Below are 16,621 nucleotides of genomic sequence, written 5' to 3'. Positions count from 1 at the left end.
CCCGCGCCGTATCTGGATTCGCCTGGACTCGTGTCGCCTGCACCGTGACTTTCGGAGGAAGAATCCGCGGCATTCTCGGCGCACGTTGAGCGCGCGAACCTCCGCCAGTTCACATCGGCATTCGAATTGTGGAGGTGTGGAAACATTCAGATGGGTCTCTAGGCTGATCAGCGTCGGAACATTGAGACTGGGGCAGTCCGACACTTCAACAGAACGGTTGGAACTATCGACGATCCTGGACGTCAACGGAGGTACAAAAGCGCGGCTCGGTGCGAGGGTCGCTCGGTAGGCGGGAGACCAAGCGTGGCCCTTGCACGATGCTCCCACCCCTCTCGATACCTGCGGACCGCTGTTGAAAAGTCTGAGGGCAGCGGTGGATATCGCTGTGGATAACTTTGTTGATAAGTCGGCCGGCTTGAGGCGTCGAAGGGCCTAGCTCCGCGGCTCGTTATCCGGCCGATGCTGTGACACGGGCGGGTGTCTGCGCTCTTCAATGGCTCTGTTTCACGTGAAACAAGACCATCGTCTTCAAACCGCTCGATTTCACCTCGATTTGGCCGAATTTTGGCGAATTTGCGGGCGTTTCAAAAGGCTTCCGACCCAGAGTAAGTCTGATTTCGAGTGGCAGGCTGAGCGGCTCATTGGTTCGGACTAATGGCGGTCCGGCCCACGCTTGGGTCGCTGCACAGGCGGGCTCTTTTCCCCGGTGGATATCCCTGTGGATAACTATGTGCATAACTTTGGACCGGTCGGTGGATATCCTTAGCGGTCTCGATGCAGCTGCTGGCGAAGGTCGGTGCCATATTGTCCACAAGTGTCCGTATCCCGTCAGCAGGTTCAGGGCCTGCGAGAATTCTGAGCCAACGTGAGCGAGTATCGGCTCAAGGTCTTGTCATGTTTCACGTGAAACTGTGGCCGCCTCGCGCTACCAATAGCGGGGACTCTCTCGGCACTGAAGGGGGAAGGGCAGGCGCAGGCTGCCTTTCGGCAGACGCACACCAAGCCGCCCGACGCAGAAGCAGCCGTTTAGACTACGAGGATCTAGTCCTGACATCCATCGGACCGCACGCTCTCCTGCCCTGCGAATGGTTCATTCATGGCGTGGGCATGTCGCCGATCGCGGTGCCGGTCCGCAAATTAAGTGTGTGATGGCTTGCGGCTTCCAATCGATTCTGAAGCAACGGCCGCCTGCGCCCCGCCGCACTTGAGTCAGCACATGGAGTCATAAAGAACCGTTGGCGGACCGGAGGCCCACAAGCCGAGGGTGCACGGGCCGAGCGAACACTCGACAAGGGGAATCGTCGGCTGACGTTCAGCAGTCCGTATCCTCAGGACTCACTCCCTGGGGATACGAACTCTTCCTCGGTGCGTGTGGATTCGCTTGCGCTTTGGAACAAACCGGGAGGCGCGATCAGCACTGCACGCGCCAGCCTTTCCAATGTTCCAACCTTCCAATGCCTGCACTTTTCAGTGAGGGAGGGTCCAGGCTCGCGAAGGTTGCCTGGGCGCTGCATGTTCATGTTCGATTCGGCGCCCATAGTCCTTTCGCGTCTGGATGATCGTTCCGGGGGCCGGCGTTGCTGGGGGACTGGCTTCGTAACACCAAGTCAGTAGGTGTGAGGTAGGAACTGGGTCTGCCGAAGTCCGGGCAGTAGCTCGATGGGAGCGAGCTGGGCGCCGGCCGCGGCGCCGTGATTCAGGATTAGACACCGTGGCCACGCTCATCGGTGCAGGGTCGCGTCAGTGTCCTCTCGAACCCTGTTCCGACAAGCTTCCTACGTGTGAGCTGGGGTTTGGGCTCCGTTGACAGGGCAAATGAGGCGCAGCCTCGGTCTACCTGGATCCGGACCACTGCTGGTCGACGACCCTGACCTGGCTATCGGGCGCTGTATTTGAGAACCTGACCGCCACGATCGGCCCCTATCCCCCGCCATCAGTCCCGGTTCAATCGCCCAACGGCTGCCCTGCGCGAAGTAGATGGTGATAACGGCCGGCCAGCCTCCCGGGCGCTCCTGTGCAGCGTGCAGTACTGACGCCTTCGTTCTCTGCCACGGTTGGTTGTCGGTTCTGATGCTCGAAGGCTGATTTCAAGACGCCAAATTCAATCCCTTGAGCGGCGCTTGGGCGGACCCACATTCCGACCTGGCCCCCGAACGCGCCTGGGGCCGTCAACGTGACCAGCTTGAAATCTACCTCGTGTGGATACCGGGAGCGCCAGTCACCGTTCTTCTGGGGCTACGGAGGCAGATGTTTCGACGCAGCGTCGGCCTGCAAAGCCTAGATGCCAGGGCCAGGTCTCGGCACGCGTATCGAATCGCAGCGCAACGATGGCTCATCCCGATCAGTATCCAGCCGTTTGGGCCTTAACCTGCCCGCCCTAAAGGAAGAATCACTACGTCCGTAAGCCACCGGCGTCCCCGCATGGATGGTGGACCGGATTTCATGGCACGGAGTCCCAACCGCAAGGCTTGAAACAACCAGATTTAATTGCAAGGCGCACCTTTCCGGAAGACAGTGTCGAAGTATGGCGCGACGAAGCAGCTCTGCCCCAGCGTCGTCGTCGCCTGGACAGAGTTCTGACGACAAATTTCGGAAGCGAGGACCTCGGCGGGTGATTCGTTCAGCTGCTATCTCCAGGAATGTTGCTCGGATGCCGAATCCCAAGAGCCGGAACCCCTTGAGTGCTACAACGTGCGGAACCCGCCTCACGACGGACTGCGGGTGTTCGGTGGTGAAGGACGCTGGTAACCAAGTGAACCAAGTGAACCGAGTCCGGGCCGATGAGCACGTGATTAGGATTTCCGGTTGGGACGGTGTTTCACGTGAAACATGGGGCACGGAGAAGTATCTGCGGATACTCCCCGCTAGACAGAGAGGTTGGTCAAGGCCGGGCATCTTCGCTAAACCGGCGGCGAGCCGAGAGCAGTCGGCAAGAGGTACCGCTCGCAGGAGTCAACGGATCCGAATCCCGGACGGAGTTTCAGCGCGGCATCAGTACCGACTGGCAATTCGGCACGCGCCCGCGGTCCGTGCAAGGGCGCAGGACTGCCGGGATTTCATGGGAAACCATCCAACTGCCTGCATCTGGGCGTGAAACGAGTGCGCAGCTCGAAACCAATCAAGCAGGTAGCCATGTTTCACGTGAAACGACGCGCTTGCTGAGCGCGCACAGGAAATCATCCAGAATCGTTCCTAAAAGCGCGATCTGCTCGGAACTCAGCGGTCAGCCAACGACGTTTCACGTGAAACAGCGGGATCTACTACTCCCAACTTGATATCCGAAACGGAAACGCCGTACCAGAGCGAACTTCCCGGAACTAACCGCGACCGAAAAAAGCAAAGATGAGCAGGTGCGCCTTCGACCGTGTTGCAGGCTATACCCGCCTGCAGTTGCGCTGATCCCAGCCGGGTTCCGGTCCGCCTGAATTCTCTAGCCTGTCCAAGCCGTTACCAAGAAGAATTGCTCACTTTGAATATGGAAAAGGTTCATAAACAAAGGTGTCCAGGCGAAGCCAGCAGCAGGCCTTCCATCTGCCCACCAATACCTCCGGCAAACACCACCATCACACTAGCCGGGCGCAGAAGAACCCCTGGGTCAGCGTACCCGAAGGCACGAAAAAGCCGGTGGTCCTCGCTCAAAAGCGAGGACCACCGGCTGAATCAGAAGCGACCGCTATGCGGGCGCGGTGCGACCTAGGACAGTACGGACTCAAATTCCTTTTCGAAGAACTGCTTCGGCTTGGCGCCGATAACCGTGCTCTTCACTTCTCCCCCACTGAAGAGGTAAACCGCAGGAATCGACGTGATGCCGTATTCAGCGGCGATAGCCGGGTTGTCGTCGACATTCAGCTTGACGACGTCAACCTTGTCTCCGTATTCAACCGAGATCTCGTCGAGGATGGGACCCAACTTACGGCACGGGCCGCACCATTCTGCCCAGAAGTCCACGATGACCGGCTTTTCAGCGGCCAGGACGTCGGTGCTGAAGCTGGCGTCGGTAACGTCTTTAGCGTTGCTCATAATTCTTTCCCTTCGAATGGATGGCTGCTGTGCCGATTAGGCGTGCAGGTCTGCAAGATAGTGCTCGACGTCCAAGGCCGCGACACAACCGGAACCGGCAGCCGTGATGGCCTGGCGGTAGGTGGGGTCCACGACGTCGCCGGCGGCGAAGACGCCCTTGATGCTGGTCTTGGAGCTGCGGCCGTCGACGGCGATGGTGCCTTCAGGGGCCAGCTCCAGTTTTCCCTTTACGAGTTCCGTGCGGGGATCGTTGCCGATGGCCACGAAAACGCCGGTGACGGCGAGTTCGGACTCCGTGCCGTCAACGAGGTTCTTCAGCTTCAGGCCGGTCACCTTGGCCTCCCCGATGACGTCTTCGACGGCGGTGTTCCACACGAAGTTGATCTTTTCGTGGGCCTGGGCACGGTCACCCATGATCTTGGAAGCCTTGAGGGTGTCGCGGCGGTGTACCACTGTGACGGACTTGGCGAACTTGGTCAGGAAGAGTGCTTCCTCCATGGCAGAGTCGCCGCCGCCGATCACTGCGATGTCCTGGTCCTTGAAGAAGAAACCGTCACAGGTTGCACACCAGCTGACGCCGTGGCCGGAAAGGCGCTTTTCATTCTCCAAGCCGAGTTCACGGTATGCCGAACCGGTCGACAGAATGATGGCGCGTGCCTTGAAGGTCTCCCCCGTGGCAATGGTCACGGACTTGATGTCGCCGTCGAGGTCCAGTTCGGTGACATCCTCAAACAGAATTTCAGTCCCGAAGCGTGCCGCCTGCTTTTCGAAGTTCTCCATGAGATCAGGTCCCATGACGCCTTCGGGGAAACCGGGGTAGTTCTCGACGTCTGTTGTGTTCATCAGTTCGCCACCGGCAGTCACGGAACCGGCGATGAGCAGCGGGTTCATGTTGGCGCGTGCCGTGTAGACGGCCGCCGTGTAACCGGCAGGCCCTGAGCCTACGATGATGACATCACGTACGTTGGACGCGGTGTTTTCTGCGTTGCTCACTGGTGGGTGAACCTCTTCCTTAGTCGATGCACCGGATCCTTGCGGCCGGCCACATGGCACAACCCTCTGTCGGCGCGGAATATTCCGATGTTCCCGGGGACCCTAATATCCGCCACCATTCAGGGTACCTTCCGGCGGCGCAGGGCATGGAAGCGCCTGCGCCCGAAGGCGCCTCCCGCCGTCGACTACTGGACCTTGATCTCCGCAAGGCGGAGGCCGAACCCGTAGCGTGTCTTGGGCGCGGTCAGCTTGGGCAGGGATTTGATGGAGATGATTACGTACTGTGCCGTGACAGGGGAACTGAGCGGCATGGTGAGCTCCGGTGACGTGAAGCTGTTGGTGCCCACCAATTTGGCGCCGTCCATGGCCGGACGGTCGTTCGTGTAAACGTTGATGTTTCCACCGGACGCGCCCAACTGGCTCAATGTGACCGATGTCACTTGCGAGGGGGCCTTGAGCTTGACGAGCAGCGAAACTCCATCAGCAGCGAGCCCACCCCAGTCCGCAGTGGCGAATTCCATGTCCGACCAGTAACTCGCGGCATTGCCGTCGTAGGCTTTGACCAGGTCTTTGTCGTAGGTCGCGGCGAACTCGAAATCGCCCATGCGAGTGACTCCATCGATGGCCGGAGGCGCTGCGACCGGAGGTGCAGATGCACTGCTGCTCGGCTGTCCACTTACTGGTTGGGACGCTGTGGAGGATGGCTTGGCCGCGGGCGACCCTCCGGGGATGAGGTTGCCGAGGTTGGTGACAGCCAGAATCAAACCCACGATCAAGACGGCGGCAAGGACTCCACCCACGAGCCAACGGAAGGAACGGGGCTCGCGGACTGGTTCCTCGTCGTAGTATTCGTCTTCGTCAAGGGGCTCTGCCTGCTCACGCGCAGTCGCCGGGAAGCTTGATGCTCCTCGGCTGTATCCGCCGGTAGCGGCAGCCGCATCCCGCGAAGCGCCCGCACCCCGGGAGCCGGCGCCCTCATTGACAAAGCCGTAGTCGTCTTCGGACCACAGAGATACTTTGGATTCCTGGGCAGGGTTCGCGGAGGTAGGCGCCTGAGGGGTGGACGCCGGAACAGCCTGCGTGGCGGGCGCCTCTTGGATTTGCTGCGGAGCGGTCCGGCTCGACTCAGCGCTCCGGGTGGACTCGCTGGCCGAAGGGGATCCAGTCCTCCCCGAAGGCGCGGCTTCGCCGTCGTCGCTGTTTGCCCTGCCGGTACCCTTCACGGCGGCCGCGGCCGCTGCTGCAGCCGCCCCTGCACCCGCTGCCGCAGCAGCGATGCGGGAACCGATACCCCCAGAGGCCGACGCCGGCCGGCCGGCGGGCATGGGAGGAACCACCGGGCGGCGCGGGTCAACAGGTGCTGGGGCATCCGGCTGTGGTTCGCCTGCGGGAGTGGGCTCGACCTCGGCGTAACTGATGTACTCGGCGTCGTGCTCTTCGTCGTCGTACAGTCCGTCGTAGGTCTCGGGTTCGTGGGACCTGGCCTGGCCGAAGATCTCGCTGCCGAGGGTGTCCGTAAAGAACGGTTCGACGTAGGGCGGGTTGGTGGCCACGACGAGATCCAGCAGGTCAGGGGCGCTGCTGTGGTTGGTGATGAGGTACGTGGTGCTGTCGCTGACGCCGAGATCAAGGATCTGGACATGCCCGGGCCGTTCCCCAGTGGCTACCTCGCGGGCGCTCTTGGCAACCTGCTCGGCGTTTCCGGGGCCAGCCACGAGGATACTGACAGGCCTGTTGAGGACCTGGTCCACGCCGTCGAGCACCAGATCCTGGTCGTGCGAAGTCAACACGGTGGCTGTGACTTTGTAGCGGCCGCCAAGCACTGATCCGACATCGATCGGGTGGGACACGGGTTCCTCCTATGACTGTCCGGAAGCTGCGGGTCCTGAATACGGGATCCGGCCAGCCGGCTGACCCGTGGTCTGCAACTACCTGTATTATTTTCTGATCCTAGCTGATTGGGCCCTTCCGGCTCCCGGTTTGCGAGGATGCGTCACCTTTTGCGGCGGGGTCCACCACGGAAATATGGGTTGTTTCCCAGCGTCCCCTGATAGGTGCGGCGACCAGGCAACGGGATGCCCGGGCGGCCTGCGGCCCCTTGCGCGGTGCTGGGGAGGTCCTCATCCGGCAGATATGACTTCTCGACGTCGGACCACGCGTCCACTTTTTCCTTCCGTTCCGCAATGCCCCGATCGTCAAGGTGGTCAGGATCGTGGCCGCCATCCCATCCGTCCTTGGAGGGGATTGTTTGCAATGCGGGACCGGCGCGGAAGGATGCTGCGTCGAACTCGCCCGAGATGCGCGGAATGAGCCCGGTGTCGTCGGACACCGTGGCGCGGACCGCCGTCGGGCTCTGCTTTCCGCTCGCGGACGGCGTCTTGGCAACCGGAACGCCCCGGCCAAGCCGGCCGAGGACGGGCCGGAGCAGATCGCGCAGCTCGCTGACATGGAAGACGCGCAGCAGGAACAGGTACGCAAGCAGCATGACGGGCCCGACGACGACGACCGTCACCAAGGCGGCAGGCCTGCTGCTCCAGGCGAAACCGTCAGCGTGGTAGCTGCCCAGGAGCCACAAAGCCAAGGCGCCGGCGATCGCCGAGCCCAAGGCGGCATAGCCCATGCGGATGTACGAGTTCGCGATCCGGGGACCGTCCACATGGCCGAGGAGGCGTCGCAGGAACCAGACGCTGATGACCACGGACAGGATGTTGCCAAGCGTATACAGGACGGCGATCGCGAAGATGATCTGGCCCACCGGCAGGAACTGGATGATGAACGCGCCCACAACGTTGAGCAGGGCAAGCATGAGCTGGATGTAGAAAGGGGTCCGGGCGTCTTCGTTGGCGTAGAAGACGCGGGACATCATGAAGTTGGCGCTCATGAACGGCGTGCTCAGCGCGAGGATTGTCAGAGTCTGGGCGAGCATGACGCCGTCCTGTGGCTTCCCGCCGGAGAAGAACATGCCCAGCGGTCCGGCGAGGGCGAACAGGGCCAGTGCGCCGAAGACAGTGGCGACGGCCATGGTCCGCAGTCCATGCGAAAGTGCTTCGCGCAGCTGGGCTTTGTTGCCGGCCTGTGACGCGTGGGCCATCCGGTTGAAGAGTACCGTGGCGAGCGACAACGCAATGATCGAGTGCGGCAACAGGTACAGCTGGCTGGCTACTTCCAGGACCGCGTTACCGGGGAGGGTGGCGGCCGCAGGGTCCTGCGCGTGCTCCAGGCGAAGTCGCTCGGAGCCGGGGATCGTGGCGATCCTCATGACGTAAAGGAAAGCGAGCTGCCCGACGGCGGCGGTCAGGAGCGTCCAGACGCTCAGTTTTGCTGCTTGGCCCAGTCCCACGCCCCGCCACCCGAAGCGGGGCCGGAGCCCGAGCCGCAGGCGGATTACCGGGACGAGGAGTATGGCCGTCTGCGCGAGCACGCCGATAGTGGAGAAGCCGGCGATGAGGAAGGTCTGGAAGGGTCCCCAATTATCCAAGGTGTGGGGGTTGGTGTTGTTGGCACCAAGGATCCAGATGAACATGCCCAGTCCGGCGATGGCCACCACATTGTTCAGGATCGGCGCCCACATGGCGGGCCCGAAGGCGCCGTTGGCGTTGAGGATCTGGGTCAGCAGAGCGTACAAACCGTAGAAGAAGATCTGCGGCAGGCAATAGAACGCGAACGTTACGGCCAGGGATTTCTGCTGGGGTGAATAGCCTTGGGTAGTGAGGTCGATGACCATGGGCGCGGCCAGCGTGACCAGCGCCGTCAGCGTCAAGAGAACCAGCACGGCCAAGGTCAGGAGCCGGCTGATGTAGTCCGCGCCGCGGTCCGGGCCTTTGCTGGCCTTGATGATTTGCGGGACAAGTACGGCGTTGAACACACCACCTGCCACCAGGAGGAAGATCAGGTTGGGCAGGTTGTTGGCGTTGATGAATGTGTCATTGACCGTCGATCCCAGCCCCAATGCGGCGCCGAGCATCCAGGTTTTGGCGAAGCCGAGGAACCGTGAAACGAGCGTCCCGGCGGCCATGACGGCGCTGGAACGTGTTTCTCCGGACTGGACTGACTGGGTTGGTTTGGCGGCAGACATTGTCATTATCGTCCCACGAGCCGGGCTGCCTGTTGCGTCAAGACTGGATAAACGGCCGCATTAGAGGTGTTCGGGGAGGACTTCCCGGGCAAGATCGGCGATGCGCCGCTCATTGGGAAAGGACAACTTGCGGGCCAAATCCTGGAGGGGAACCCAAGCGGCATCGATGGCCTCTTGGTCGGGATCGTTCTCGATGGTCAACTCCCCGCCCGTGGCGCGCAGGAGGAAATGGTGCACGGTTTTGTGGACGCGGTGCCCGCTCACGGTGAACCAGTAGTCGATGCTGCCGAGGGGAGCAAGGACGTTGCCTTTGATTCCGGTCTCTTCGGCAATCTCCCGGACGGCTGCTTCCTCATTGTTTTCCTTGCCCTCTGGATGCCCCTTCGGAAGGCACCACTCGAGCCGGCCACCCCTATTAAGGCGGGCAATGATCGCAACCCTCAGTTCGCCGTCGGAGGTGTCTACGACGACGCCGCCGGCGGAGACTTCTTCCACCGTCGGAAGGGCAGCCTGTGCCGGGTGCGGAGCGGGCGCGACGTGGGCACCAATTGCCGACGGCAATGGTGCGTTCGTCCTCCTGCCAGGAGCACTCGGGATCGGGTTGGCCATGAAGTCCACTCTAACGACTCTTGCCCGTTGGTGATGACCGGGACATGGACTGACGGTGACGTGCGGATGGCGTTCGGCGGTGATCCCGGTGCCGTTGCCATGCAATCGCAGCGCAATGACAAAGGATCCGGTGGGATGGCGCTCCGAAATCTGACAAGCTTAAGGAACTATGGCGCGAGTATTGGACAGTTCCTCAGTTAATTTCCAGATGGATCCAGTGGTCCTGGACCTCGGACAGCGGTTTGTGGACGCTGGATTCGAACTGTCGCTGGTGGGCGGGCCGGTGCGGGACCTCTTCCTGGGCCGTGTCTCGCCGGACCTGGATTTCACCACTGACGCCACTCCGGACCAGACCCTTTCCATCATCAAGAGGTGGGCCGACAATTTCTGGGAGATCGGCCGCGACTACGGAACGATCGGGATGAAGAAATCCGGCTTCCAGATTGAGATCACGACGTACCGGGCCGAGGCGTACGACGCCGATTCCCGCAAGCCCGCGGTGGCCTTCGGCTCCTCGCTCCTGGACGACCTCCTACGCCGCGACTTCACCATCAATGCCATGGCGCTCCGGCTGCCTTCCCTGGAACTCGTGGACCCGTTCGGCGGTGTCCGCGACCTCCATGCCTCGGTCCTCGCCACCCCGGGATCACCGGAATCGTCGTTCTCCGACGATCCCCTCCGCATGATGCGCGCTGCCCGCTTCGCGGCGCAGCTTGGCGTTGCAGTGCACGAGGACGTGCGCCTCGCCATGTCCGGGATGGCCGAGCGAATCAAGATCATTTCCGCCGAGCGCGTGCGCGAGGAGCTTGTCAAGCTTATTAATGGTGCGCACCCGCGCGCGGGCATCGACCTCCTCGTGGAGACAGGACTGGCCGAATTCGTCCTGCCCGAGGTCTCTGCGCTGCGCCTTGAAGCCGACGAGCACCACCGGCACAAGGATGTCTACCAGCACTCCCTGCAGGTCCTGGAGCAGGCCGCGTCGCTCGAGACGGGCCCGGACGGCCCTGTGCCGGGTCCGGATTTTGTGTTGCGCTTCGCCGCGCTAATGCACGACGTCGGGAAGCCGGCGACGCGCCGTTTCGAACCGGGCGGCGCGGTGAGCTTCCGCCACCACGACATGGTGGGCTCCAAGCTGACAGCAAAACGCATGAAGGCACTGCGCTTCGACAACGACACCATCAAGGCCGTGGCGCGGCTTGTGGAACTCCACATGCGTTTTTACGGCTACGGAGACGCGGGCTGGACCGATTCCGCCGTCCGCCGCTACGTGGCAGACGCCGGCCCCTTGCTGGAGCGCCTGCACCGATTGACCCGGTCCGACGTCACCACACGTAACCAGCGCAAGGCGGAGCGGCTCTCCTTTGCCTACGATGACCTTGAGCAACGGATTGAGGTCCTGGCCGAGCAGGAATCGCTCAATGCCATCCGGCCGGACCTGGACGGAGCGCAGATCATGGCTTTGCTGGGACTCAAGCCCGGACCTGTCGTTGGCCGCGCCTACAAGTTCCTCCTGGAGGAACGCATGGAAAACGGTCCGCTGTCCCAGGAGGAAGCCGAGTCCAAGCTCCTGGCGTGGTGGGCCGAGCAACCCGAGTCCGCCGTCGAACTTTCATCGGAACCAGCCGTCGATGCCAAAGTAGGCACCGCCGAACTAGAGGAGTCCTAAGTGAACCCTGCAGCCAGGCCCTCCCGGCCACAGCTCTGGATCATGCGTCACGGCGAGACGGAATGGTCCAAGAGTGGCCAATACACCGGTTTGACGGACCTTCCCTTGACGGTGGAAGGCGAGCAGCAGGCCGTGGAAGCTCGCAAGATCCTGGAAGGCATCGACTTCGACCTGGTCCTGACATCGCCGCTGCGCCGAGCCCGGCGTACCGCGGAGTTGGCGGGCTTCCCCGACGCCGTTCATGAACCGCTCGCTGTTGAGTGGAACTACGGCGACTACGAAGGCATCAGTTCGGACCTCATCCGCAAAGACAACCCGGACTACCTCATCTGGACTGACGGCGTTCCCAACGGCGAGACGCTCGACTCCGTGGCGGCCCGTGCCGACAAGATCATTGCCCGCGTCCTCGAGTCTGGGATGGACAACGTCCTGATTGTCGCCCATGGCCATTTCTCCCGCATCCTCACGGCCCGCTGGCTTGAATTGGATGCCCGGGAAGGACGCCACTTTATCTTGGGAACAGCCAAAGTTTGTACCTTGGGATGGGACAAGCGGACGCCTGCCATTCTTCGCTGGGGACTGTAGGAAGAATTAATTTATAAATTCTTTGTAATTGGCTGGTCAATAGCGCGATTCATGGTGTAACTTTATTTTTGATCCCAGAGCGATCCGCCGGGATTGAGGCGTGCAGTACCCAGTCAGTCAGCTGCGGTAGTGCCAAAGCAGAAAAGGAGGTTGGGAAAATGATTACTTTGACTAGCGGATGGAAGATGACCGTTGCTGGCACCCCGGCCTTCGCTGCTCGACGCCGTTTTGCGGCCTAACTCCCCCTGATGTACTTCCTCCCCTGATTATTTGGGGCGGTTCACGGTGCAATCAGGCTCCGAGTCGGGCCTGCCATTGAGCGGTATCACGCGATTGACGTGGTGCGCAGTCTCCTCATAGTTCGGAACCAGCTTCTTGTTGGGGACGCCTGCCCCTGGATACCACGTACTGGAACTCGATGCTCCGGTACTCACACGGTGTTCGGGAAATCCGCTTAATCCACCCTTCATTGCCGGGCATTCACGCGCCTAATTCCGCCCCTGTTTTTTCGAATTCAGGGGGCTTAATTGTCATGCCCGAATTCCGGCAATTCTCTTCAATGATGAAAGGAGGTGAACCCTTGGCCAAGCGCCTCAAGGACCTGATGGTCTTCAACAGCAAGCCGGTCGTCAAAGACAAGACCCTCTTCAACGGACAACTGCTGGACCAACGCCGGGAAGACGTCTACGTTGTCCTGCACCAAATGGGCATCATCCGCTGAGTGTCCCCCGCCACTGCACTTCAGGAGGGACTGATGGCACACATCGGACCGTTCGCCTCGGAAGCCCACGCGGCAATGCGTGGGCTTCCGCCTTTTCTCTTGGAACCTGTCCGCCGCGCCTGAAGGTAAGCTCGATTCCATGCAGGAGACGAAGCCGCACAGCCAGGAAAAGCGTGCCCGCTTTGTGGTTCCCAGCCGTAGTGATTCCTTGCTCAGGAACTTCACCGAGTTGATCGGAGGACCCCTCGGGCGGCGGTCCTCCCCCGGGGTCGTCTCTCCGGGATTCTTCACGGTTGAGCGGGTCCTGATCATCCTCACGATCGTTGCGGCACTCCTGTCGATCATGATCAAGGGCTATTGCCGCGTCAACGGCTGGCACACTCCCCAGCAGTTCTACGCCACCTGCTATTCGGACTTCCCTGAACTTTTCAGCAGCCGCGGCCTTGCGGATGGAGTGTTTCCGCTCTTCGATCAGAAAGCCCTCTTCGAATATCCCGTCATCACGGGGCTCATAGCGGGTGTCACTGCATGGCTCGTACCGGGGCACGGCGCCAGCCCCGAACGGATCCTTGGCTATTTCGATGTAAATGCCACCCTGATTGCGGCCATGTGGATCGTGGTGGTTCTGGCCACAGCGCGAATCGATCGGCGCCGGCCTTGGGACGCTGCCATGGTTGCCCTGGCGCCTGGAATTGTGCTGGCGGGAGTCATCAATTGGGACATGTGGGCCGTGGCCCTGCTCGCGGTGGGGATGTACTTTTTCGCAAAGGACCGTCCCGTCCTGGCCGGTCTGTTCATCGGTTTGGGGACGGCCACCAAGCTCTACCCGCTGCTCATACTGGGCGCAGTCTTTCTACTCGCGCTACGCAGCGGCCGGCTGCGGGTCCTCTTTGTGACCACCCTGTCCGCCACGGGAGCCTGGCTGGCGGTCAATATCCCGGTCGCAGCCGTCAACCCGTCCGGTTGGCGCTACTTTTTCGACTACACCCGTGATCGTCCCGCTGGATACAGCTCGCCGTGGTTCGCCTACAACCTTGTTGCGGAACGGCTTCAACTCGTCCAGCTTGGTCCTGAAGCCATCAATGCCCTGGCGATGGACATGTTCCTCGTTGCCTGCCTTTTGATTGCTGGATTGGCATTGACGGCGCCACGTCGCCCGCGGCTGGCACAATTGACGTTCCTGATTGTGGCGGCCTTCATCCTGAGCAATAAGGTCTACTCCCCCCAATATGTGCTCTGGCTAGTACCGTTGCTCGCTTTGGCCAGGCCCCGCTGGCGCGACTTCCTGCTCTGGCAGGCAGCCGAGGCATTGCATTGGACCGCCACGTGGATGTATCTGGGCCAGACAACCAGCGGCGGGGCCGCACAGAACAACATCGACATGCCGTACTACGTCATGGCCGTAATGCTACATATGTTCGCAACGGCATATTTGATGTTGAGGGTTGCGTGGGACATCTGGGAACCCCGGCTGGATCCCCTTCGGGTCCAGGGTGCGGACGACCCTCACGGTGGTGTGTTCAACGGGGCCAAGGATTGGTTCCGGTTAGACCTCAAGAGTCCGGCGGCATCAGTGCTGCCCTGGCGGCGCGTTGCCTCGGACTCCGTGGAGGAGCAGCCGAGCCTCGACGCTCAATCCAGGCTCGACACCTCCAAACCTTCCCACGACTCAGTGCCCTCCAGGCACGGCGAGGCCGACCGCGATGGCTGAGGTCGCCGTCGTCGGCTCCGGACCGAACGGCTTGGCCGCCGCAGTAGTCATGGCCCGCGCGGGCCTGGCTGTGCGGGTGTACGAGGCCGCCGAGACGGTCGGTGGGGGAACTCGGACAGCTGAACTGCTGGAACCCGGGCACGCCTACGACGTGTGTTCCGCAGTCCATCCGATGGCCTTGGCTTCGCGTTTCTTCCGGGATTTTGAGCTCGAGCGGCGCGTGGAGCTGCGTTTGCCGGAAGTCCAATACGGAACTCCGCTCGACGGCGGCAGGGCAGCCCTTGCATACCGCTCGCTGGAGCGGACCGCTTCTGAACTCGGGACTGACGGAGCTGCGTTTGTCCGCTTGATGGGACCGCTGGTCGAGCGGATCGGCGGAGTGCTGGACGTGACGCAGAACCAACTGATGCGGATGCCGGCGGATCCGGTGACGGCGGTACGACTAGGGTTGGCGACCCTGGAGCAGGGCTCGCCGTGGTGGAACCGGCGGTTCACCGGCGATGCGGCTCCCGCACTCTTGACGGGGGTCGCGGCACACGCTGTGGCTCCCCTGCCTTCGCTCGCTGCGGCGGGGGCTGGACTCCTCCTGGGTGCGTTGGCGCATGCCGGCGGGTGGCCCATTCCGGTTGGGGGCTCTGTGGCCTTAGCGGATGCCATGGTCCGGGATATCGAAGCCCACGGCGGGGTGATTGAGACCGGCGTGCAGATCGATTCCCTCGAGGAGCTGCGTCCCGCGAAGGCGGTCCTGCTGGACGTTGCGCCGTCTGGACTGCTGCGTATGGCGGGTACGGCGCTTCCCGATCGCTATAGGCGGTCGCTGGAAGCATTCCGTTTCGGGAATGCGGCGTGCAAAGTGGATTTCATCCTGTCCGGGCCGGTGCCCTGGGCAGCTCCGGGACTGGCCGGCGCCGGGACCGTGCACGTGGGCGGCACGCGTGCCGTCATGGCCGAGGCCGAGAACCTGGTAGCTGCGGGCCGGCATCCCGAGAAGCCCTACGTCCTGGTGGCCCAGCCATCCATTGTGGATCCCGGGCGCGCTCCCGCCGGGAGGCACATCCTCTGGTCCTACTGCCACGTTCCCAAAGGATCGACCGTGGACATGGCCGGAGCGGTCATCTCCAGGATCGAGGACTTCGCGCCGGGATTCCGCGACGTGGTGGTGGGCTGGAAAACGACGACGGCGGCAGGCTTGGCCGACTATAACGCCAACTATCAGGGCGGCGATTTCAGCGCGGGGATCATGGACGTTCGAGGGCTGGTGCAGCGTCCCGTGCTATCGCCGGTACCCTGGCGGACGCCGCTTCCGGGCGTGTACCTGTGCTCATCGTCCACGCCCCCAGGGCCAGGAGTGACAGGAATGCCCGGGTACCACGCTGCCAAATATGCCTTGAAGGACATGTTCGGACTGCGGTTACCCGGGCTTGGCCTGGACACATAACCCCCGACGCTCGCTCACCTATGTGCCGGTTTCTCCCAACGCTCGCTCACCTATGTGCCCAACCGACGGATCGCTCCTGCAGATGGTCTGCACGAGCGTTCCGTTGTTTTCCTTCAGATGTGAGCGGGCGTTCGGAAATCGGCCCTCAGATGTGAGCGGGCGTCGGCTTAGTTGGCTGCCGTGAAGCGGGCACGGCGGTGGGCCGGGTTTTCGAGTTCGTCCAGCATGGCGACGGCGTAGTCCTGGGTGGAGATGGTGTCGCCCGCTGGAGAATCCTTGGCAATGGAGTAGATTCCAGTGCGCTCACCGGGCTGGATGACGGGCGCGGGGGCGAGTACGGTCCAGTCCAGGTTCTCGGGAGCTTCTTTGACGGCTGCGAAAGCCGCGGCCGCCGTGGTTGCCTCGGCCCTGTAGGCCTCAGGGAAGTCGGGCGAATCGAGGAGGCGGACGCCGTCGATCTCCAGCGTACCTGCGCCGCCGACGATCATGAGGCGCGTGCCTTCGGCGTTGCTGTAGGCGGTGTCCATTGCCGCAAGCCATTCTCGGTGGTCGCCACCGGTGCGGCTCGGGCCCGTGGCGAGAATGACGGCGTCGTGCGCTTTGGCGATCTCCGCGAAACTCTGGCCATCCGCTTGATCGGCGGCGAGGGCGTTCGCTCCGGCAACCTCTGAACCCTTGCGGGAGATGGCGGTGACTTCGTGGCCGCGGGTGAGGGACTCGTTGACGATCTGGCTTCCGACCATGCCCGTTGCGCCGTAAACTGCGATTTTCATGACTCTCCTTGGGTTGCTATCCTTGCAATA

Annotated in this window: 11 protein-coding genes; 5 read left to right on the top strand and 6 right to left on the bottom strand. The window is 62.1% G+C overall.

What is annotated here, in order from left to right; translation table 11 throughout:
* Nucleotides 1–3,693: 3,693 nt before the first annotated feature.
* From trxA to AB0323_RS09385, 5 genes are all read right to left on the bottom strand, one after another.
* The gene (gene trxA, locus AB0323_RS09405; protein ID WP_133203770.1) at nt 3,694–4,020 is read right to left on the bottom strand and encodes a thioredoxin; all 327 of its coding nucleotides are present in this window, start codon (nt 4,018–4,020) and stop codon (nt 3,694–3,696) included.
* A gap of 36 nt (nt 4,021–4,056) precedes the next feature.
* Nucleotides 4,057–5,013, bottom strand: a complete 957-nt coding sequence (gene trxB, locus AB0323_RS09400) for a thioredoxin-disulfide reductase (RefSeq protein WP_364538719.1) — start codon at nt 5,011–5,013, stop codon at nt 4,057–4,059.
* A 185-nt stretch (nt 5,014–5,198) separates the two neighbouring features.
* Nucleotides 5,199–6,863, bottom strand: coding sequence for an ABC transporter substrate-binding protein (locus AB0323_RS09395; protein ID WP_366177080.1), 1,665 nt, complete (start codon nt 6,861–6,863; stop codon nt 5,199–5,201).
* Between the two features lie 143 nt (nt 6,864–7,006).
* Nucleotides 7,007–9,088 (bottom strand): murein biosynthesis integral membrane protein MurJ, encoded by a 2,082-nt coding sequence (gene murJ / locus AB0323_RS09390; protein WP_366177079.1) that lies wholly within the window; start codon nt 9,086–9,088, stop codon nt 7,007–7,009.
* Nucleotides 9,089–9,148: 60 nt separating this feature from the next.
* Nucleotides 9,149–9,649 (bottom strand): NUDIX hydrolase, encoded by a 501-nt coding sequence (locus tag AB0323_RS09385; protein WP_366177155.1) that lies wholly within the window; start codon nt 9,647–9,649, stop codon nt 9,149–9,151.
* Between the two features lie 217 nt (nt 9,650–9,866).
* On the opposite strand from AB0323_RS09385, the gene AB0323_RS09380 reads away from it, so the two are divergent.
* From AB0323_RS09380 to AB0323_RS09360, 5 genes are all read left to right on the top strand, one after another.
* On the top strand, nt 9,867–11,363 hold the full coding sequence (locus tag AB0323_RS09380; protein WP_366177078.1) for a CCA tRNA nucleotidyltransferase: 1,497 nt from the start codon (nt 9,867–9,869) through the stop codon (nt 11,361–11,363).
* On the top strand, nt 11,364–11,948 hold the full coding sequence (locus tag AB0323_RS09375) for a histidine phosphatase family protein (protein ID WP_366177077.1): 585 nt from the start codon (nt 11,364–11,366) through the stop codon (nt 11,946–11,948).
* 580 nt (nt 11,949–12,528) lie between these two features.
* A complete protein-coding gene (locus AB0323_RS09370) occupies nt 12,529–12,669 on the top strand; it encodes a hypothetical protein (RefSeq protein ID WP_234752948.1) in 141 nt (46 codons plus the stop codon).
* A gap of 139 nt (nt 12,670–12,808) precedes the next feature.
* Nucleotides 12,809–14,380 carry a glycosyltransferase 87 family protein gene (locus AB0323_RS09365; protein ID WP_366177076.1) on the top strand — a complete coding sequence of 524 codons (1,572 nt, stop codon included), beginning with the start codon at nt 12,809–12,811 and terminating at the stop codon, nt 14,378–14,380.
* Complete coding sequence (locus AB0323_RS09360; protein ID WP_366177075.1) at nt 14,373–15,818, top strand: NAD(P)/FAD-dependent oxidoreductase; 1,446 nt, start codon at nt 14,373–14,375, stop codon at nt 15,816–15,818. The genes AB0323_RS09365 and AB0323_RS09360 overlap by 8 nt, the downstream gene beginning before the upstream one ends.
* Before the next feature lie 167 nt (nt 15,819–15,985).
* On the opposite strand, the gene AB0323_RS09355 is transcribed toward AB0323_RS09360, so the two are convergent.
* Complete coding sequence (locus AB0323_RS09355; protein ID WP_366177074.1) at nt 15,986–16,591, bottom strand: NAD(P)H-binding protein; 606 nt, start codon at nt 16,589–16,591, stop codon at nt 15,986–15,988.
* Between the last annotated feature and the right edge of the window lie 30 nt (nt 16,592–16,621).

It is taken from the genome of Arthrobacter sp. NPDC080031 (assembly GCF_040702485.1).
Lineage (GTDB): Bacteria > Actinomycetota > Actinomycetes > Actinomycetales > Micrococcaceae > Arthrobacter.
The sequence above is the reverse complement of the archived record's forward strand: the minus strand, read 5'-3'. Positions and strand labels throughout refer to the sequence as shown.